This window comes from Streptomyces purpurogeneiscleroticus (assembly GCF_020024005.1).
Classification (GTDB): domain Bacteria; phylum Actinomycetota; class Actinomycetes; order Streptomycetales; family Streptomycetaceae; genus Streptomyces; species Streptomyces purpurogeneiscleroticus.
In genome coordinates, this window is record NZ_NHSG01000326.1 from 1 (window position 1) to 18,774 (window position 18,774).

Genomic DNA, 18,774 nt, shown 5'->3' on the forward strand with positions numbered 1-18,774 from the left:
ACCGCCCCCGAGACCTGCCCCGCTCCCCGTGGAGGGCAGCGTCGCCTCGACATCGCAGCCCGGCTCCGGAGGCCGTACCCACGCGGCCCCCCACGGACCGGATCCCGCAGGCAGCCCAGGCCCCGCTGCCAGGACCGGCGCCGTCGCGTCCCGCGCGGCCGGCGTCCAGGACGCCACAGGCGGTGGCGCGGGCATCAGGTCACCGGAGCCGAGAGCGGTCAGCTCCAGGCCCACCGAGCCCCATTCCAGCCACTCCAGCACCCCTGGGAGCTCCTCCGCCGCGCCTGTGGCCACCAGAAGGCGCAGGACCGGTTCTCCGGGCTCCTGGGAGGCGTACGGGCGTCCCTGGCTCCTGCCGAGCGCGACCGGGCCCGTGCGCCCGGCACGGCGCAGCGTGGCGAATCCGGCGTCCGCGGGCAGCTCCAGGACGTCGAAGCGGATTCCCGTGCGCAGCCGGAGCGGCTCTCCGCCGGCCGTCGGCCAGCCCAGCGCCTGCTCGTACCACTGCCGCGCGGCAGGGCCTGCGGCGAGCAGTGGATCGCGGGGGCGCGGGAGCGCGAGGGCCATGTCCGGTGCAACTCCCGAAATGCTCAGAAGTTACGCTGGGTTGAGGTGTGTATACGTACCGTGCTCGCCCGGTGGGTATAGGACGGGCGTGCGGGCGCGTAAAACGGCGCAAGGGTGTTCGCCCGTAGCGGAGGAAGGCGGGCCGCGCGGATGGACTGTCAGAGGCAGCGGGTAAGACTTTTCCCGAGGGGAGGGACGATGGATCGGCGCTCTGAACGGGATGAACGCAACGGCCGCGCGAGAGGCGCGGGCGTGTCGGGCAAGGCCGCGTTCGCCATGGGCGTACTGGCATGGGGCGTATATGCCTGGCCTGCGGGAACATCGTCTCGCACCATCGGGTTGGAGCAGATGTCGGCTGTTCGGGGCAGGAGGCCAAGGACGGGTGTCGGCAGTTGGAATGAGCTGTCCCGCCCCGCGGGACTAGCATGCGGAAGGACAGGGAGGGGACCGACCCCTAACTGCCTGACCGCTCTGAGGAGCGATTAACGATGTTCGAGAGGTTCACCGACCGCGCGCGGCGGGTTGTCGTCCTGGCTCAGGAAGAAGCCCGGATGCTCAACCACAACTACATCGGCACCGAGCACATTCTCCTGGGCCTGATCCATGAGGGTGAGGGTGTCGCCGCTAAGGCCCTGGAGAGCCTCGGGATTTCGCTCGAGGCGGTCCGCCAGCAGGTGGAGGAGATCATTGGCCAGGGCCAGCAGGCCCCGTCCGGCCACATTCCCTTCACCCCCCGTGCCAAGAAGGTCCTGGAGCTGTCGCTCCGTGAGGCCCTTCAGCTCGGCCACAACTACATCGGCACCGAGCACATCCTGCTCGGCCTGATCCGCGAGGGCGAGGGCGTCGCCGCCCAGGTCCTCGTGAAGCTGGGCGCCGATCTGAACCGGGTGCGGCAGCAGGTCATCCAGCTGCTCTCCGGTTACCAGGGCAAGGAGACGGCCGCCGCGGGCGGTCCCGCCGAGGGCACGCCCTCGACCTCCCTCGTCCTGGACCAGTTCGGCCGCAATCTCACGCAGGCCGCTCGTGAAACCAAGCTCGACCCGGTCATCGGGCGCGAGAAGGAGATCGAGCGGGTCATGCAGGTGCTGTCCCGGCGTACGAAGAACAACCCGGTCCTCATCGGCGAGCCCGGCGTCGGCAAGACGGCGGTCGTCGAGGGCCTGGCGCAGGCCATCGTCAAGGGCGAGGTGCCCGAGACCCTCAAGGACAAGCACCTCTACACCCTCGACCTCGGTGCCCTGGTCGCCGGCTCCCGGTACCGCGGTGACTTCGAGGAGCGCCTGAAGAAGGTGCTCAAGGAGATCCGCACCCGCGGCGACATCATCCTGTTCATCGACGAGCTCCACACCCTGGTGGGTGCGGGTGCCGCCGAGGGCGCGATCGACGCCGCCAGCATCCTGAAGCCGATGCTGGCCCGCGGTGAGCTGCAGACCATCGGTGCGACCACGCTCGACGAGTACCGCAAGCACCTGGAGAAGGACGCGGCCCTCGAGCGCCGTTTCCAGCCGATCCAGGTCGCGGAGCCGTCGCTGCCGCACACGATCGAGATCCTCAAGGGCCTGCGCGACCGCTACGAGGCGCACCACCGCGTCTCGATCACGGACGAGGCGCTGGTCCAGGCCGCCCAGCTGGCCGACCGGTACATCTCCGACCGCTTCCTGCCGGACAAGGCGATCGACCTGATCGACGAGGCCGGTTCCCGGATGCGCATCCGCCGGATGACCGCGCCGCCGGACCTCCGCGAGTTCGACGAGAAGATCGCCGACGTGCGCCGGGAGAAGGAGTCCGCGATCGACTCGCAGGACTTCGAGATGGCCGCGGGCCTGCGCGACAAGGAGAAGCAGCTCCTGGCCGCGAAGGCGAAGCGGGAGAAGGAGTGGAAGGCCGGCGACATGGACGTCGTCGCCGAGGTCGACGGCGAGCTGATCGCCGAGGTCCTGGCCACGGCCACGGGCATCCCGGTCTTCAAGCTCACCGAGGAGGAGTCTTCCCGTCTCCTCCGCATGGAGGACGAGCTGCACAAGCGCGTCATCGGCCAGAAGGACGCCATCAAGGCGCTCTCGCAGGCCATCCGGCGTACGCGTGCCGGCCTGAAGGACCCGAAGCGCCCCGGCGGTTCGTTCATCTTCGCGGGCCCGTCCGGTGTCGGTAAGACCGAGCTGTCCAAGACGCTCGCCGAGTTCCTCTTCGGCGACGAGGACGCGCTGATCTCCCTCGACATGTCGGAGTTCAGCGAGAAGCACACGGTCTCCCGGCTCTTCGGTTCGCCTCCCGGCTACGTCGGCTACGAAGAGGGCGGCCAGCTGACCGAGAAGGTCCGCCGCAAGCCGTTCTCCGTGGTCCTCTTCGACGAGGTCGAGAAGGCCCACCCGGACATCTTCAACTCCCTGCTGCAGATCCTGGAGGACGGTCGGCTGACCGACTCCCAGGGCCGGGTCGTGGACTTCAAGAACACCGTCATCATCATGACGACGAACCTCGGCACCCGGGACATCTCCAAGGGCTTCAACCTGGGCTTCGCCGCCCAGGGCGATGTGAAGTCGGGCTACGAGCGGATGAAGAACAAGGTCAACGAAGAGCTCAAGCAGCACTTCCGGCCGGAGTTCCTGAACCGTGTCGATGACACGGTGGTCTTCCACCAGCTCACCGAGGAAGACATCATCCAGATCGTCGACCTGATGATCGCCAAGGTGGACGAGCGCCTCAAGGACCGGGACATGGGCATCGAGCTCAGCTCCGAGGCCAAGTCGCTGCTCGCCAAGCGCGGTTACGACCCGGTGCTGGGCGCCCGCCCGCTGCGCCGGACGATCCAGCGCGAGATCGAGGACGCTCTCTCGGAGAAGATCCTCTTCAGCGAGCTGCGTCCGGGCCACATCGTGGTCGTCGACGTCGAGGGCGAGGGGGAGAACGCCAAGTTCACCTTCCGCGGCGAGGAGAAGTCGGCTCTGCCCGACGCCCCGCCGATCGAGTCCGCCGGCTCGGGCCCGAACCTGAGCAAGGACGCGTAAGCGTCACCGCAGCTCACCGCCGCTGCCCCGGAACCACCGCGTGGTTCCGGGGCAGCGGCGTTTGCGCGTACGCCTACAGCTCCACGACCTCGATGCCCTCCGGCACGCCGGCCGGGCGCGGCAGCCGGCTGCCCACCAGGAGCGTTTCCAGGCGCGGGAAGGCGGCCAGCCAGTCCATCGGGACGCCCAGGTCGTAGGAGAGCCACAGCCGGGTCAGCGGCTCGGCGACGATGCCCTCGATGAGCTGGTCGGGGGTGAACCGCCCGGCGATCTGGAGGTGCGGCCGGCCGCCGAGCCGGCGCAGTGCGTGCAGCTCCTCCAGGTCGGACACCGGGAAGTACAGCTCGGTGTCGTCGAGGTGGGCGATGATCTCCCGCGCGTACCGCTCGGTGTCGTACCGCCGCCAGGCGCTCGCCAGCTGCGCCCGTACGTCCAGGTGCCGCCGCTCCCGGAGCCCGGTGAGGTAGTCGATGGCCATGTCGTCGCCGATGGAGGTGGCGGTGAGGGCGAGGAGGTACGCCTCGGCGTTGGTGGCCTTGGCCGGGTCCGGCAGCATTTCCAGGACGATCGGCCCGATCCAGCCCAGCGCGCGGGCCCCGGCCGGGGTGGTCGGCCGCATCATGTCGCGCGTGAAGCGCTGCACCCGCCCGCGGACCTCCGGGTCCAGCTCCGTGGCGTGCTCCAGGCACGCGGCGGCCAGCAGCTTGCGGTGCCGGGCCTCCGCGGCGCGTACGCCCGCGTGCGGCGCCAGCAGCCCGTTCAGCAGCGTCGCGCACTCGTCGGGCCGCGCGAGGGCGACCGCCATCCGGATGACGTCCTCCCATTCCGTGTGGTGCGCATGGTCCAGCAGCAGGGTGAAGTCGTGCTGCTGCACGGTGGCCCGCGCGGCCAGATAGTCCTGGAACGTGCGGTGCACGAAGTCCACGGTGCCGGGCGTTTTTTCGCGCAGCAGTCCGGTGCGGTTCAGCAGATGCCGGTAGACGTCCGCCGCATCGCCCTGCCGGGCCGCGTCGGGGATGGCGGGCAGGTGCTGGGCCAGGGTGTCCACGGCCACGTCCCGGTCCATCTCGGAACGGCCGTTGACCAGCATCCAGCGCGCCAGCTTCTGCAGCAGCTGTATCTTCGGCTGCCGCGGCAGGTCGATGGCGTCGGTCGGCACCATCGCCCGCTCCCGGTCGCGCCGCTCCAGCAGCATCGACAGGCCCGCGTCGTACAGCTCCTTGCGCCCGCTGGGGAGGTAGCCCCGCCGGTCCCGGTGGAGCGCGCACAGCAGCCCGCACATCAGCGGGTTGGTGGCCAGCCGCCCCAGGTCGCGGGTGATGCGTACGGCGTTCAGCAAGGTCCGCTCGTAGTGTCCGAGCCGGTCCAGGTCGGCGGGCGACTGCTGGGCCGCGGCGCGGTGCCAGCGCTGGATGAACGCCGCGACGTCCTCGCGGCTCATCGGCGCCAGCCGCAGCTCGGTGAACCCGTCGGCGGACAGCCAGTCCTCCGGTACGGCGGACGGCCGGGAGGTCACCACCCAGACGTTGCCCGGGTACCGCTCCGCCCAGTCGCGCAGCCGCAGCCGGAGCCGCTCGCGGTCGTCCTCCGGCGCCTCGTCCACGCCGTCGACGAGCAGCAGCCCGCGACCGGCCCGCAGCACCCGCTCCGCCCAGCCGGCCGGCTGCGCGTCCGCGCCTGGGTACCCCATGGCCGCCAGGAAGCCGTCCGGCGACGGGATGCCGGAGCGGGACGCGAAGCGGCGTACGGGCAGCAGGAACGGCACCCGGCCGCGCAGCTCCCCGGCCAGCGCCGCGGGCAGCTCGCCGCGTGCCGTGGCGACCGCCAGCCACTGCAGCAGCGTCGTCTTGCCGGACCCCGCGACGCCCCGTACGAGCACCCTGTCCAGTCCGGCCAGTGCCTGCTCGGCGGGCACGGGCGGGGCCTGCGGGCCCGGGTCGCGCTGTTCGTCCGGTGCCGCGGGCAGCCGCGGCTGCCCGCGCTCGCACTGGAGGCCCAGGTAGGCCGCGTCCAGCGGCCAGCTGTCCGGCGAGTGCGCGAGGTCGATGCCGAAGATCGTGAGGTGGTTGTGGAGCACGATGGTGTCCCGCGCGAACCGCTCCTCGAAGGCGGCGTCGTCGGTGGGCGCGGGTGCTGACGTAGCGTCGGCGTCGGCCGGTGGAGCGACTCGTTCCGCCAGCTCTCGCGTCTCCGCCGCCAGCGTGCGCGCGACGAAGTCCGACCGCTGCGTGAGGAAGTACAGGAGGTGTACGGCCACGACGTCGAGCACGGCCGTGAGCAGCGCACGGCCGTCGGCGGACAGCCCGCGCTCCGCGTCGGGCGCGGCGGCGCGCAGCCGGTGCGCGAAGTCGGCGGGCGGCAGCTGTACGGCCTGCCAGTCGTCCAGCCCGCTCGCGCCGAGTACGCCCAGCGTGCGCGCCAGCGCGCCGGTCACCGGACGCGCCGCCGCCTCGTCCGGTGCGGCGATCGCCACGAGCCGCCCGGCGAGCGCTTCGAGGTCCTCCCCGCTGAGCGCCGGCTTCTCCCCGCGGAACGCGACGAGCCGCGTGAGCGGCACCGGCCGATCGTCCGGCACACCCGCCTCCGCCGCCTCCTCCTCGCTCACGAACAGCCCTCTGACGAGCGGCGCAACGGCTTCGGGGGTGAGACGGGCGGCGGCGGTCGTGGGATCCATGCGGCGGTGTCCCCCGGTAACTGGTGGGCGCGAGCAACGCTGTTGGGGACTCAGGGTAGGGGAGTGAAGCCGGTGGCGGTGAGGGGGTTGCCCGGCCCGGTGGTGTAGAGAGTCCGTAGACCGGGAAAGTGGCGGACCACAGCTTCCAGGTCGGGCAGTTCTCCCGTGGGCGAGTAGAGCCTGAGGCTGGTGAGCCCGGGGAGCGTGAATCCGGCCGGACAGTCGGCCAGGCAGTCGGCGTCCACGCTGAGCCACGTCAAGGATTCCAGCGCAGCGATCTCTGCCCAGCCGGCGGCGTCCCGCGGGCAGGCACGGGAGTCGAGCAGAAGCTCCTGGAGACCCGGCCACGCCCGTACGCCGAACGGGCCGGACCAGTCCCGCGAAGCGCTGTCGCCCAGCCGCAGGAGACGCAGCGGAAGGTGCTTCGGCAGGTCGTCCGGGCACCAGGAGACGTCCGGCAGGTCGACCGTCAGAGTGCGGAGGTTGGTCAGCGAGGCGAGCGGGCTCAGGTCGTGGATGCCGGGGAGGACGAAGAGCGACAGCCGCTCGAGGGGGAGGCCGCAGAGCGGGGACAGGTCGGTGACCGGCACAGCAGACAAGGTCAGTTCCCTGAGCCCCGGTATGTCCCGCATGAAACGGAGGTCAGTGATGTGGTCGGACACGATGCGCAGGACCGTGACTTCGACCTCCTGGGCGTATGCAGCAAGCACCTCCTGCGACACCCCGTCCCGTACGTCGAGCCAATCGCGGCCGCCCAACCTGCGCAGAATGCGCAGCTGCTCGTCGTTGTGGACACTGAACCGCAGCCCGTCCGGATCGAGATGCCGGACGACCTCCTCCGCGTACTGCTCCGCGTCGAACCGGTGCCATGCCCAGACGAGTTGCGAGCGCACCTGGAGCGCCGGATGGTCCCGGAACCGGGCCAGCACCGGCAGTGCCCGCTCCGACTCCACATTCGACGCGGCGACAGTCACCGCCACCGCCTCGTCCTCGCTCAGCCCCTCCGGCCCGGGCAGCAGCTCCAGCACCAGCGCCCCCGCAGCCGCCAACTCCCGGGCCTCCTCCGCGGAGCGGGGCGGTAGCAGCTCCGCCGCGCCTTCCTCCACGGCCGTGCGGACCGCCGGGTCCAGTTCCGAGGCGTGCTCCAGGCAGGCCAGTGCCAGGAGCCGGAGACGCGTCCGTACCGCATCCGCGTCCGCGCCGTCCGCCGCGTCCGCCCGCGCCAGCAACTCCCGCAGGATCTCCGCCCGTTCGCGCGGCCGGCCGTGGGCGACCGCCATCCTGATCACGTCTTCCCACTGGGAGTCGTGCGCGTGGGCGATCAGCAGGCCGATGTCCCACTCCTCGACCGCGGCGCGGGCGCCCAGGTAGTCCTGGAAGGTGCGGTGTACGAAGTCGACGGCGCCCGGGGCCGGTTCGCGCAGCAGGCCGCTGCGGAGGAGCAGATGCCGGAAGACCGTGGCCGCGTCGCCCTGGGCCGCCGCAGCGGGGACGGCCGGCAGCGCGTCCGCGATGATGCGCTCGGCGTGGTCCCGGTCCAGTTCCGTACGGCCGTTGCGGATCAGCCAGTACGCGAGCCGCTGGAGCAGCTGGATCTGCGGCTCGTCGCTCAGCTCGATGCCGTCCGGGCCGTTCATGTCGCGCTCGCGGTCGCGGCGCGAGAGCAGCATCGTCAGTGCCGCGTCGTACAGCTCCTTGCGCCCGTGCGGCAGGTAGCCGCGCCGGTCCCGGTGGAGTGCGCAGATCAGCCCGCACATCAGGGGGTTGGTCGCGAGACGCGCCAGGTCCGCTTTGGTGCGTACGGCATGCAGCAGTGACTGTTCGTACGCGGCCAGCCGGTCCTCGTCCGCCGGGGCGTCCGCGCGGGCCGCCGCGTGCCAGCGCCCGATGAACAGGGCCACGCCGTCCCGGCTCATCGGCGCGAGCGTCAGCTCCGTGAAGCCGTCGGCCGCGAGCCAGTCCTCGCGTACGGCGGAGGGGCGCGAGGTCACCATCCACAGGTTGTGCGGGAACGCGTCGAGGAGGTCGCGCAGCCAGCGCCGCGTCCGGTCGCGTTCCCGTTCCGGTATCTCGTCCAGGCCGTCCACGAGGACCAGCCCGCGCCCGCTCGTCAGCACCCGGTGCGCCCACCCGTCCGGCTGCGCGCCGGACACCGGGCAGCCGACGGCCGCGAGGAAGCGGTCGGGCGTGGGGAGGTCCGCGCCGGCGCGCTGGAGCGTCCGCAGGGGCAGGACGAAGGGGATGCGCCCGTACAGGTGCGGCATGGCGACCGTGTCGCCCGCCGGGGTGCAGGAGACCGCGAGCCACTGCACCAGCGTGCTCTTGCCCGAGCCCGCCACGCCGCGCAGCAGGACCCGGCTGTGCCCGGCGAGCGCGTGGTCGGCGGGAACCGGAGAAACGGGCGGCGCGGGGGCGTCCAGCAGGCCGTCGAACGCGTCCTCGGCGCTCGCCGCCGCCCGGTCCGCGTACGTCGCCTCCAGGCTCATGTACGCCGCGTCCAGTGGCCACCGGTCCGGGGAATGGGCCAGGTCGATGCCGTAGATCGTCAGCCGGCCGTGCTTCTTGCCGAGGTAGGCGAGGTAGTCGCGCTCGAAGGCGGTGTCCGCGGCCCGCGGCGAGGGGTTTCGCGCGATGAGCTCGTCGGTCAGCGTGACGAGCCGGTCCAGGCTCCGGCTCTGCTGCACGAGGGTGCGTGCGACGAACGTCGAGCGCTGGGTGAAGAAGTGCACGATGTGCAGGCAGGCCAGGCCGAGCAGGGCGTCGTGCAGCAGCTCCGCGTCCCGGGGGAGCGTGCTCAGCCGCGCCCGGTTGGCCTGCCGCAGCCGCTCCGCGAGTGCCGGGGCGCCGAGCTGGACGGCCTGTACGTCGTCCATGGCCAGCTCGCCCAGGCCGTACAGGGTCCGCGCGAGCGCGTCGGCGACGGCGTTCTCCTCGTCGGCGGGGACGGGCCGCTCGCCGGGCCCGGCCGCGCGCACCGCACGGGTGACCAGCTCCTCGGCGATCTTCCGCAGATCGCCCTCGGTGAGCGTGCGCTTCTCGCCCGTGAACGACACCAGCGCCGATACCCGTACCGGCTTCTCCGCCAGGCCCGCGCCGGGCCCCTCCTTCACGAAGAGCCGCTTCACGAGCGGCGCGACGACGGACGACGCCAGCCGCGCGCCGAGTGCCGAGGGGTCCATGCCGGGCCCTCCCCCTTCTTTCTGCCGGGCCGGATGCGGGCCTATTACGTTACCGGGATCACAGGCCCTTGGTCCCGAAACGGACATACCAAGGGCCTCGCGCAAAGCGGACGGAACGGGGGGTTCGGTGACATGCCGCACAGCGGTTTCCGGGCCTACTAAAGGCCATAGGAAAGGCGCCGGACAGTGCTGCGGGACCCGTTTCCCCGGGGGGTCGGGACTTTTGGCAGGGGGGTGGACGGGACCTGTGTCCGGGAAGTCGAGGATCAAGGGAATGGCTGGTGGGGGCGGAATCGGGGCCGAATGATCGGCTTTCGCGCAGGCCGGATCGGGATGTTTTGGAGTGGCGGAGCCGGGTAGCGCAAGGGGCTGATTCCCGTGGCTTTCAATACGGGGTGCGTTAGTAGAAAGGCTTCTTGGCAGGCCCGCGAGCGGCGGTTACCAATGAATAGCGATCCCGGTTGGTCCCGGCCGGGCGTCAATTCTTTCGGAGGTAATCCCCGCATGTCGAAGTTCTCCTTCACCCGGTATTCGAAGAAGCCCGCCCTGCGTACCCGTGCCACCGTTCTCGTGGCCGGAATGGGCGCCTCCCTCGCGCTGGGTGCCGGTGCTGCTTCGGCGATGGACGGCGGCGCGGTATCGCTCCAGGGCCTGTCCACGGACGTGGGCAGCACGGTGAGCGCGCAGGCCGACGCGCAGAAGAAGGCGGTGGACGCGGAGAAGAAGGCCGCGGCCAGCCGCGCCAAGGCCGCCGCCGACCGGCACGAGCGTGCCGAGCGGCAGCTGGCAAAGACCAACGGCTGGGAGAAGCCGGTGGACAAGTACGGCATGGGCGAGAAGTTCGGCCTGGCCGGCAGCCACTGGTCGAACGGCCATAGTGGCCAGGACTTCGTGGTGCCCACTGGTACCGAGGTGAAGGCCGCGCACGAAGGCACCGTCGTGAAGGCGGGCTCGAACGGCGGCGGCGACGGTCCCGCGTACGGCAATGCCATTGTGATCAAGCACGGCGGCAAGACGTACACGCAGTACGCGCACCTTTCGCAGATCCAGGTCCAGGTGGGCCAGAAGGTCTCCTCCGGCCAGCAGATCGGCCTTTCCGGCAGCACCGGTAATTCCACCGGCCCGCACCTGCACTTCGAGGTCCGTACCACCCCGAACTACGGCAGTGGTATCGAGCCCGTCGACTTCCTGCGCGGCGAGCACGTGAACCTCTGAGACGGCACGTGAACCTCTGAGCCGACAGGCCGAGGACAACTCAATCCTGTGGTGCCGCGGCGGTATTCGCCGCGGTGACCAATTCCAAGGCGACTTCGAGGACGGCCCTGCGCTTCTCCTCGGGGTCGCCTTCGATGTTCTGCATCGCGAACATGCCCGAGTGCAGCGATACCAGCGCGGTGATGCAGCGTGCCTGGTCCTTCAGCTCGGCGTCCGGCTCCTTGAGGAGCCCGACCATCGTGAGCATCCGCTCCTTGAACGACTCGCCGATACTCAGGTCGCGGACGGTGGCCTGGTTCTCCTGCATGAAGCGGAAGAGCGGCGCGGCGTCGCGCAGCGCCTCGCTGTAGCGGCGGACACCTCCGTCTTCGTCTCCAGCGTGCGCGGCTGGCCGGCGGCTGCTCCTCCTGCCGATGCTGCTGGCGATGATGGCGGTCTCGCTGATCGCGGGCCGGGTCACCACGGCGAGCGGCCGGTACAAGATCTTCGTGGTCGGCGGCGGTGCGCTGATCACCGCGGGCCTCTTCCTGCTGTCCCTGATGGACACCGGCACCAGCCGCTTCACCTCGGGCGCGTACATGGCCGTCCTCGGCGCCGGCATGGGCTTCCTGATGCAGACGACCATGCTCATCGCGCAGAACAGCGTCGAGATGAAGGACATGGGCGTCGGCTCGTCCTCCGCCACGCTCTTCCGTACGATCGGCGGCTCCTTCGGCGTGGCGATCTTCGGCGCGCTCTTCACCCACCAGGTGCAGAGCACCATGACCGAGCGGGTCGGCGCGGCCGGCGGCAAGGCCATGTCGGGCGGCGCGCAGCTCGACCCCAAGGGCCTGGCCCAGCTCCCGCCCCAGCTGAAGGACGCGTACCTGCACGCGGTCGCCGACGGCACCCATCTGGTCTTCCTGTGGGGCGCGGCCATCAGCGTCGTCGGCTTCGCCGCGGCCTGGTTCCTCAAGGAGGTCCCGCTGCGCGGCGGCCCTTCGAAGCCGGCGGACGCGGAGCCGCAGGACACCGCACCGGCCGACAAGGGGCCAGTGGTTCACGTGGGGTGACAACGCGGTAGCCGGTTGACAGCATGCCGTGCATGGTTATCGGAGAACAGCAGCACGAGCGGGTCACGATCGCGGCCAAGAGGCCGGAGCGGTACCACTGGATCCTGGCGGGCGTCCTCGTGGCGGTCGGTCTGCCGGCAGGGTTCTTGCTGGGGTCGGTCCGCCTCCTCATCGCCGCGGCCACGGCGCTCATATGCGTCCTCGTGCTGGTCCGTATCGGCAAGGCGTGCAGCGTCACCGTGACGGAGAAGGACGTCCAGTACCGCGGCATCCTCGGCAGGACGCGCCGCATCCCCCGCGGGGACATCGCCACGGTGCTCTACGCCCCGCACCTCGACACCGGCTACCACCAGCACTCGGACTGGCTGGTGCTGCTCGACGAGCACGGCAGGCAGCTGCTCCGGCTCACCAGCCACAGCATCTGGCCGCAGGAAGAGGTCAGGCGCGTGTGCGACGCGGTAGGCGGACCCACCGTCTATCTGCCCGACACGCAGGCCCGTGCGCTGCGCCGGAACCACCCCCAGGCGATGCCGTACCACGTTGCCCACCCCGCCATCTCCGGCTGCCTCCTCGCCGCGCTCATCATCGCCGTCGTCGCCGTCGGCGTGATCGCTGTGACGGTGCTGAACTCGTAGCAGCGGCCGACAGGGCCCCTGGTGGGTCAGTTCTCCGGGCCCGGGAGCCGGATCACCGGGAAGCTGCCCGTGGCCGTGGGGGCGTTCTCCGGGAGCCAGAGGACGGCGACGGCACCGGTCGTGCCGTCGACGGCGGGCTCCGCGTTGCGGAAGGTCAGTCGCGCGCCCAGTACGCGCGCCTGGCCCGCCGCGATGGTCAGGCCCAGGCCGTGGCCGCGGCCCGCGCGGTCGCTGCTGCCGGTGCGGAAGCGGCTCGGGCCCTCGCGCAGCAGCGCCTCGGGGAAGCCGGGCCCGTGGTCGCGGACCCGGATCACCCGGCCCTCGACCGTGACCTCGACCGGCGGCCTGCCGTGCCGGGAGGCGTTGGCGATGAGGTTGCCGAGGATGCGCTCCAGGCGGCGCGGGTCGGTGCTGACCTCCGCGTCCCGCACGATCTCCACCTCGATGTCCGGCCCCAGCGCGCGCACCCGCCGCCGGACGAACTCCCCGAGGTCGACGTCCTGCAGCTCGGCCCGCTCGGCGTAGCCGTCCAGCCGGGCCACTTCCAGTACGTCCTCCACCAGCGTCCGCATGGCCTGCGCCCGGTCCCGTACGAGCTCGGTCGGGCGGCCCGGAGGCAGCAGCTCGGCCGCCGTGAGCAGCCCCGTGACCGGCGTCCGCAGCTCGTGCGCGATGTCGGCGGTGACCCGCCGCTCGGCCTCGATACGGGTCTGCAGCGCGTCCGACATGGCGTCCACCGCCCGCGCCAGCTCGTCGGTCTCGGCGCGCACCCGGCCGCCGATCTCGTCCCGTACGCGCACGGACGTGTCGCCCTCGGCGAGCTTGCGGGCCGCCGCGGCCGCCTTCCGCAGCCGCTGGGAGAGCCGGCCGCCGACCAGCACGCCCAGCGCGCAGCCCGCCGCGACGACCGAGATGGACCCGATGAACAGCGCCTGGTCCAGGTCGTCCAGGACGGTGAAGCGGTCCGGGTAGTCGTTGTGGAGGGACAGCACCCGGCCGTCGTCCAGCGGCGCAGCGGCCCACACCTCGGGCGCGCCCTCCCCGCTGTCCTCCAGGAAGGTGGCGCGCCGGCCCTCGGCGACCTCGGCGCGCAGCTCCTTGGGCAGCTTCGGGTCGTCGATGCGGGCGCCGAACTGGAGCCGGCTGGTGGTCTCGTAGATCCGCTGGGTGAAGTTCAGCCGCTCGATCTGCACGTCCCGGCTGTTGTCGAGCATGGAGACGCGGGCGGCGTTGTGCACGACGAGGCTCAGCGCGATCGCGACCAGCGCGCCGACGAGCGCGATCGCCGCGCTGAGCTTCCAGCGCAGTCCCGTACGCAGGGCGAGGCCGACCACCGGCGGGTCAGCCTCTCAGCTTGTAGCCGAAGCCGCGGACCGTCTCGATCCGGTCCTGGCCGATCTTGCCGCGCAGCCGCTGGACGTGGACGTCCACGACCCGGGTGTCGCCGCCCCAGCCGTAGTCCCACACCCGCTCCAGCAGCCGGTCGCGGGAGAGCACCGTGCCCGGCGCGTCGGAGAACTCCAGCAGCAGCCGCATCTCGGTCGGCGTCAGCGCCACCGGCTCGCCGCCCTTGCGCACCTCCATGCCCTCGGTGTCGACCTCGAGATCACCGAAGCGCAGCGGCCCGTTGTCCGCAGGCGCCGCCGCGTCCTTGCCTGCGCCACTGCGGGCGTCCGGGCCGCTCGCATGCCCGAAGCGGCGCAGCACGGCGCGTATCCGGGCCACCAGTACAGCCCCGTCGAACGGCTTGGTGACGTAGTCGTCGGCGCCCGCCTCCAGGCCGAGCACGACGTCGATGGAGTCGGCCCGCGCGGACAGCATGATCACCGGGACCGTCGACTCGTCCCGGATCCGCCGGCACAGGCTGACGCCGTCCAGGCCCGGCACCATCACGTCCAGCAGGGCGATGTCGGGCCGGGTCGCGCGAAAGGCGTCCAGGCCCGACAGCCCGTCGGGCATCGCCGTTACGCGGAAGCCGTCGCGCTCCAGCGCGAGCTGGGTGGCCTCCCGGATGACGTCGTCGTCCTCGACGAAGAGCACATGGGTCTCGGCCATGCCGGTTCTCAGTCCTCCGAAGGTGTCGCGCTGGTCTCGGCGCCGTCCACGGTCTTGCTGTAGTCGGTGTGGTAGCGGGAGTACTCGCTGAAGCGGTGCTTCGCCCAGCGGTACGTCATCACATCCTCGCCCGTGGGGCAGCACACCGCGTCACCGGTGTCGTACGTCTGCTTGGTGATCTCCAGCTCGCCCTTGCTCACCCCGGCGTAGACCGGCGGCTGCTCGTTGCTGAAGACGTTCTCATAGCCCTTGGCGCCCTTGCGGTACACGTACGAGCCGATCCCGACGGAGTCCGCGCAGGTCATCACGTTGATGATGACGTCGGCGCGCTTCCCGCCGGTCAGCGAGGCGTAGGTGACGTCTATCGGATACTCGTCCGCCGTACACGGCTTGGCCAGGGTCTTCTTCACGTCGGCGCCGACCTTGGGGTCCTTGCGCAGCAGCGCCCGTGCGTCGACCTTCTGGTACGCCACGGAGGACGAGGGGGAGGGCGTCGGCGTCGCGCTGCGGGCCTGGGACGGCACGGGGCTGTTGCTCGCCGAGCCCTCCGACCGGACGCCGTCGCCGGTCGCGTCGCACCCGGCCATCAGCAGCCCCACCGCCGCGGTCCCCGCGAGGGCCGTCCCGGCCGTGCGCCACCAGCCCCCGGGCAGGCGCGCGAAAGCGCCCGGCCGCCTTTCGGCCGGTCCGCCGTCGGCTCCGCCGCCTCTGGTCACACCGCTCCTGCTCACCATGCCTGTCACCCGCCGCCGGCCCGGGGACCGCCGGCTCCGCAGCCGGTCAGGCCGCGCACCGCTCCCGCTCCTGGTCGTCACGCTCCAGTACGCGCGCGTCGGCCTCGCGGTTCACCAGCTCCTGGCGCAGCCGGGCCAGCGCCCGGTGCAGCGTGCTCTTGACCGTCCCCGTGGACATGCCCAGCGCCGCCGCGGTCTCCTCCGTACTCATCTGCTCCCAGTGTCGCAGGACGACGACGCTGCGCTGCTTGGGAGCCAGTACCGAGAGGATGTCCATCAGCAGGGCACGGTCGGCGCGCTGCTCGGTGCCGTCGTCCACGCTCGCGTCCGGGAGCTGCTCGGTCGGCACCTCCTCCAGCTTGCGCGCGCGCCACCACTCGGTCCGCGTGTTGATCATGACGCGGCGCAGGTAGGCGTCGGCGAGCGACTTGTCGGCGATGCCGTCCCAGCGCCCGTACGTGCGGACCAGGGCCGTCTGCAGGAGGTCCTGCGCGTCGACCGGGTCGGGCACCAGACGCCGCGCGCTCCGCAGCAGGGCGTCCTGCCGGGTCCGCACGTACTCCTCGAAGTCCAGTACCTTGCCGCCGCTGGTCGCCATTCCGACGCCTCCGTTCTCCGCTGCGTTCCCCACGTTGTCCGTGCCGGTGGTCGTGGACCGGCCGAGCGTGTCGGCGCACGGTCCGTCTCCAGCACGAAGACGAAGCTACGGAGGGGGTGTTGCGGCGTCATGCGCGCCCGGCGCACAGCGGATGCACGGAAATCCGTCGGTTGTGTAACAGCGGCGCGGCGCTCCTCCTTGCGGGGGACGGGAGCGGCGGCGAGGTCCTCCTCCAGGCGGAGGACGGGCCCTCCGTACGGAGGGCCCGCCGGAATCGGGTCAGCGGGAGCCGGACGTCATCAGGTCAGCGGAAGCCGGTACAGGCCGTCCGGCAGCGGTTCCACCAGGCCGTCGGCGACCAGCCCGTCCAGGGCGCGGGCCCGCTGGATCGGCTCGTGCCACACCGCGTCCAGCTTCGCCTGCGGCACCGGCGCGACGGCCTCGCGCAGCACGGCCAGCAGCTTGCCGCGCACCTGGCGGTCGGTGCCCGCGTACGTCTGGACGCGCCGCGGCGGGCCCTCGTGCGCGGGGGAGCCGGCCAGTCGCCAGGCGCACTGCGCGGCGACCGGGCAGCGCACGCACTCCGGGCTGCGTGCCGTGCACACCAGCGCGCCCAGCTCCATCGTGGCCGCGGCCCACTTCGCGGCCGTCTCGTCGTCCTCGGGCAGCAGCGCGCGGGCGAGCTTGCGTTCGGCGGCGGTGGTGGCGTTCGGCGGGTACTGGCGGCCGGTGACCGCGCGGGCGAAGACCCGGCGGACGTTCGTGTCGAGGACCGCGTGCCGCTGGCCGTACGCGAAGGAGGCCACGGCGGCGGCGGTGTACTCGCCGACGCCGGGCAGCGCCAGCAGCTGGGCGTGCTCGCGCGGTACGTCGCCGCCGTGCCGCTCCCTTATCGCGGAGGCGGCGGCGTGCAGCCGCAGCGCGCGCCGCGGGTAGCCGAGCCGGCCCCAGGCGCGCACCGCCTCACCGGACGGCTCGGCGGCCAGGTCGGCCGGGCGGGGCCAGCGGGCCAGCCACTGCTCGTAGACCGGCAGGACACGGTTGACGGGCGTCTGCTGCAGCATGAATTCGCTGACCATCACGCCCCAGGCACCCGCCTCGGGGCGGCGCCACGGCAGATCGCGGGCGTGCTCGTCGAACCAGTCGTTGACCGGTGCGTGCAGCCGTCGGCCGGCCACGTCGGCGGCGTCGGCGGCATCCGTGGCGGCGCTGGTGACGGATGCGGCAGCAGGGGCGGAGGCGGCGGCGTCGCCGGCGGACTGGGCGGTGGCAGGAGTGGAAGTCATGGCACCGCCGATCCTGACACGGGGCCCCGCGCCGGTGAAACGCGCCGGGCCCGAGCCGCCCGTTGTGCACCTGCACGTGGTACCCGCACTGCTGCAACGGGGCGTGCGCGGGGCTGTCGGGAAGGGCGGAGCCGAGGCGTCCTGGGGCGGCGGGCCGAGGTGTTCCGGGACCGCGGGGCCGAGGCGTCCCGGGGCGCCTCGCGGCGTTCCCGGCCGGCGCGCGAGGATGCTGCCATGAACCACAGCGCGCCCCCGCCCGGCATCCTGCAGGCCCTCGCCGACCACACCACCATGACCCTCGCCTATACGGACGAGGACGGCCCCCAGGCGTGCGCCGTCCTGTACGCGCTGCACACCGGAGCCGAGGACGGGCCCCAGGACCCGGTCCCCGCCCTCCTCTTCGTCACCTCCGAGTCCACCCGCCATGGCCGCGCGCTGTCCGCCGCGCAGCCGGCGGCACCCGTCGCCTTCACCGCCCAGCGCGACGGCCAGGACTGGAGCGGCCTGACGGGTGTACAGGGGCGCGGCATGTGCCGCCGGCTGGACGGCGGGGAGCGCAGGCGCGCGTGGCGCATGTACGCCGACCGCTTCCCCTACGTGGCGCTCAGCCCCAAGCTCCGCGGCGCGATGGACCACACCGCCTTCTGGGAACTGCGCCCCACCTGGCTCCGTCTGATCGACAACGCCCGCGGGTTCGGCCACAAGGAGGAGTGGACCGCGTGAAGTCGCGCGCGAAGGTGGCCGGTTGACGCCCCGGCGTCGCTCATCCGGGCCAATTCTCCTTTCTGACCAGGAAGAACCGGGCAGATGATGGGAAAAGCCGGTGGTCCGTCGGCGGGTACTGGCTGGCATCCGGGCTGATCTCTCGTACAGTTTCCGCGTGGGATCTCTGCGCAATCCGATCGGGCCGCTTCCCTCCTCCATCTACTGGCGACGGAGGGCGGTCGCGTGCGCGATCCTTGCGCTCCTCGTACTGCTGGTGGTGTGGGCCGTCAACATGGGCAACACCAGCGGTGACGGCAGCTCGAACAGCAAGGGCTCGGCCGGCGGTCCCGCCACGTCCATCACCCCGGGACCCAACGCCACCGACTCCGGGATCAGCCAGAAGCCGGGCGGCCGCGACGAGTCGGGCGACGGCGGCGGTACGGGCGGCGCCGACGCGGGCGCCGGCGGCGCGGGGAGCGGCGGTTCGGGCGGCTCCGGCTCCGGCACGCCGATCGGCGAAGGCGGCGGTACGGGTACCGGCTCCGGCTCCGGTGCGGCCGGCGGCGGCGGTGTGCTCGTGCCGGGCGGCTCGGCGCTCGCCGACTGCACCGGCTCCGGGGCGCGGCTGACCCTGCGCAGCGTCAAGAACTCGTACGGCCCGGATGCCCGGCCGCGCTTCGAGCTGACCGTCAAGAACACCTCGGACGCGGACTGCAAGGTCGACCTCGGCCGCAAGTCCGCGGTACTGACGATCAGTCACACCGACAGCGACACCCATGTGTACGCCTCGGACGACTGCCCGCCGGACACCGGCAGCGCCTTTGTGAAGGTCCCCGCCGGGTCCGCCGTCACCCGCACCGTCGAGTGGGACCGCAAGCCCTCGGCCGCCCAGTGCGCCACCCCGGCCGCCAAGTCCGCCAAGCCCGGTACCTACCTCGCCGAGGTCACGGTCGCGGGCCTGAAGCCGGACAGCACGTCCTTCGTCCTCGCGAAGGACTGAGCGGGTCCGTCCCAGGACTGAGCGGGCCCTTTCCTCACGAAGGACCGGGCAGGGCCGCGCGCCGCG

Annotated in this window: 13 protein-coding genes and 2 pseudogenes; 6 read left to right on the forward strand and 9 right to left on the reverse strand. The window is 71.9% G+C overall.

Annotation, left to right across the window (positions count from 1 at the left end; genetic code table 11):
- Window positions 1-567: SCO3374 family protein (locus tag CCS38_RS21255; protein ID WP_223734901.1), on the reverse strand; the 567-nt coding region annotated here is incomplete at its 3' end.
- A gap of 488 nt (window positions 568-1,055) precedes the next feature.
- On the opposite strand from CCS38_RS21255, the gene CCS38_RS21260 reads away from it, so the two are divergent.
- Entirely contained in the window at window positions 1,056-3,575 is a 2,520-nt protein-coding gene (locus CCS38_RS21260) for an ATP-dependent Clp protease ATP-binding subunit (protein WP_223734902.1), read from the forward strand.
- Between the two features lie 73 nt (window positions 3,576-3,648).
- Here the strand turns inward: CCS38_RS21260 and CCS38_RS21265 are convergent, their stop codons facing one another.
- Complete coding sequence (locus CCS38_RS21265) at window positions 3,649-6,249, reverse strand: NACHT domain-containing protein (RefSeq protein ID WP_223734903.1); 2,601 nt, start codon at window positions 6,247-6,249, stop codon at window positions 3,649-3,651.
- 50 nt (window positions 6,250-6,299) lie between these two features.
- Window positions 6,300-9,428, reverse strand: coding sequence for an NACHT domain-containing protein (locus CCS38_RS21270; RefSeq protein ID WP_223734904.1), 3,129 nt, complete (start codon window positions 9,426-9,428; stop codon window positions 6,300-6,302).
- 504 nt (window positions 9,429-9,932) lie between these two features.
- Here CCS38_RS21270 and CCS38_RS21275 point away from each other — a divergent pair.
- Window positions 9,933-10,643, forward strand: coding sequence for a M23 family metallopeptidase (locus CCS38_RS21275; protein ID WP_223734905.1), 711 nt, complete (start codon window positions 9,933-9,935; stop codon window positions 10,641-10,643).
- Between the two features lie 40 nt (window positions 10,644-10,683).
- On the opposite strand, the pseudogene CCS38_RS21280 reads toward CCS38_RS21275, so the two are convergent.
- Window positions 10,684-11,042 (reverse strand): annotated as a pseudogene (locus CCS38_RS21280) (TetR family transcriptional regulator); the annotation flags it as partial.
- On the opposite strand from CCS38_RS21280, the pseudogene CCS38_RS21285 reads away from it, so the two are divergent.
- Window positions 11,021-11,695 (forward strand): annotated as a pseudogene (locus CCS38_RS21285) (MFS transporter); the annotation flags it as partial. The pseudogenes CCS38_RS21280 and CCS38_RS21285 overlap by 22 nt on opposite strands.
- Before the next feature lie 32 nt (window positions 11,696-11,727).
- Window positions 11,728-12,330, forward strand: coding sequence for a hypothetical protein (locus CCS38_RS21290; RefSeq protein WP_223734906.1), 603 nt, complete (start codon window positions 11,728-11,730; stop codon window positions 12,328-12,330).
- Between the two features lie 26 nt (window positions 12,331-12,356).
- Here CCS38_RS21290 and cseC read toward each other — a convergent pair whose 3' ends face one another.
- From cseC to CCS38_RS21315, 5 genes are all read right to left on the reverse strand, one after another.
- A complete protein-coding gene (cseC, locus tag CCS38_RS21295) occupies window positions 12,357-13,664 on the reverse strand; it encodes a two-component system sensor histidine kinase CseC (protein WP_223734907.1) in 1,308 nt (435 codons plus the stop codon).
- A 7-nt stretch (window positions 13,665-13,671) separates the two neighbouring features.
- Entirely contained in the window at window positions 13,672-14,385 is a 714-nt protein-coding gene (gene cseB, locus CCS38_RS21300) for a two-component system response regulator CseB (RefSeq protein ID WP_223734908.1), read from the reverse strand.
- Between the two features lie 8 nt (window positions 14,386-14,393).
- Window positions 14,394-15,101, reverse strand: coding sequence for a hypothetical protein (locus CCS38_RS21305; protein WP_372457126.1), 708 nt, complete (start codon window positions 15,099-15,101; stop codon window positions 14,394-14,396).
- Window positions 15,102-15,165: 64 nt separating this feature from the next.
- Window positions 15,166-15,717, reverse strand: a complete 552-nt coding sequence (locus tag CCS38_RS21310) for a SigE family RNA polymerase sigma factor (protein ID WP_030260466.1) — start codon at window positions 15,715-15,717, stop codon at window positions 15,166-15,168.
- A gap of 299 nt (window positions 15,718-16,016) precedes the next feature.
- Entirely contained in the window at window positions 16,017-17,003 is a 987-nt protein-coding gene (locus tag CCS38_RS21315) for an iron-sulfur binding domain-containing protein (protein ID WP_223734909.1), read from the reverse strand.
- A gap of 234 nt (window positions 17,004-17,237) precedes the next feature.
- Between CCS38_RS21315 and CCS38_RS21320 the strand changes: the two genes are divergently transcribed.
- Both CCS38_RS21320 and CCS38_RS21325 read left to right on the forward strand, forming a co-directional pair.
- A complete protein-coding gene (locus CCS38_RS21320) occupies window positions 17,238-17,726 on the forward strand; it encodes a pyridoxamine 5'-phosphate oxidase family protein (RefSeq protein ID WP_223734910.1) in 489 nt (162 codons plus the stop codon).
- Between the two features lie 157 nt (window positions 17,727-17,883).
- A complete protein-coding gene (locus CCS38_RS21325) occupies window positions 17,884-18,708 on the forward strand; it encodes a hypothetical protein (protein ID WP_223734911.1) in 825 nt (274 codons plus the stop codon).
- Window positions 18,709-18,774: the final 66 nt, after the last annotated feature.

What these genes read in the sequence shown, in the direction of transcription:
- CCS38_RS21310 (WP_030260466.1), bottom strand. Translation starts at nt 15,717, where the DNA reads ATGGCGACCAGCGGCGGCAAGGTACTGGACTTCGAGGAGTACGTGCGG.
- cseB (WP_223734908.1), bottom strand. Translation starts at nt 14,385, where the DNA reads ATGGCCGAGACCCATGTGCTCTTCGTCGAGGACGACGACGTCATCCGG.
- CCS38_RS21275 (WP_223734905.1), top strand. Translation starts at nt 9,933, where the DNA reads ATGTCGAAGTTCTCCTTCACCCGGTATTCGAAGAAGCCCGCCCTGCGT.
- CCS38_RS21265 (WP_223734903.1), bottom strand. Translation starts at nt 6,249, where the DNA reads ATGGATCCCACGACCGCCGCCGCCCGTCTCACCCCCGAAGCCGTTGCG.
- CCS38_RS21260 (WP_223734902.1), top strand. Translation starts at nt 1,056, where the DNA reads ATGTTCGAGAGGTTCACCGACCGCGCGCGGCGGGTTGTCGTCCTGGCT.
- CCS38_RS21270 (WP_223734904.1), bottom strand. Translation starts at nt 9,428, where the DNA reads ATGGACCCCTCGGCACTCGGCGCGCGGCTGGCGTCGTCCGTCGTCGCG.
- CCS38_RS21320 (WP_223734910.1), top strand. Translation starts at nt 17,238, where the DNA reads ATGAACCACAGCGCGCCCCCGCCCGGCATCCTGCAGGCCCTCGCCGAC.
- CCS38_RS21315 (WP_223734909.1), bottom strand. Translation starts at nt 17,003, where the DNA reads ATGACTTCCACTCCTGCCACCGCCCAGTCCGCCGGCGACGCCGCCGCC.
- CCS38_RS21290 (WP_223734906.1), top strand. Translation starts at nt 11,728, where the DNA reads ATGGTTATCGGAGAACAGCAGCACGAGCGGGTCACGATCGCGGCCAAG.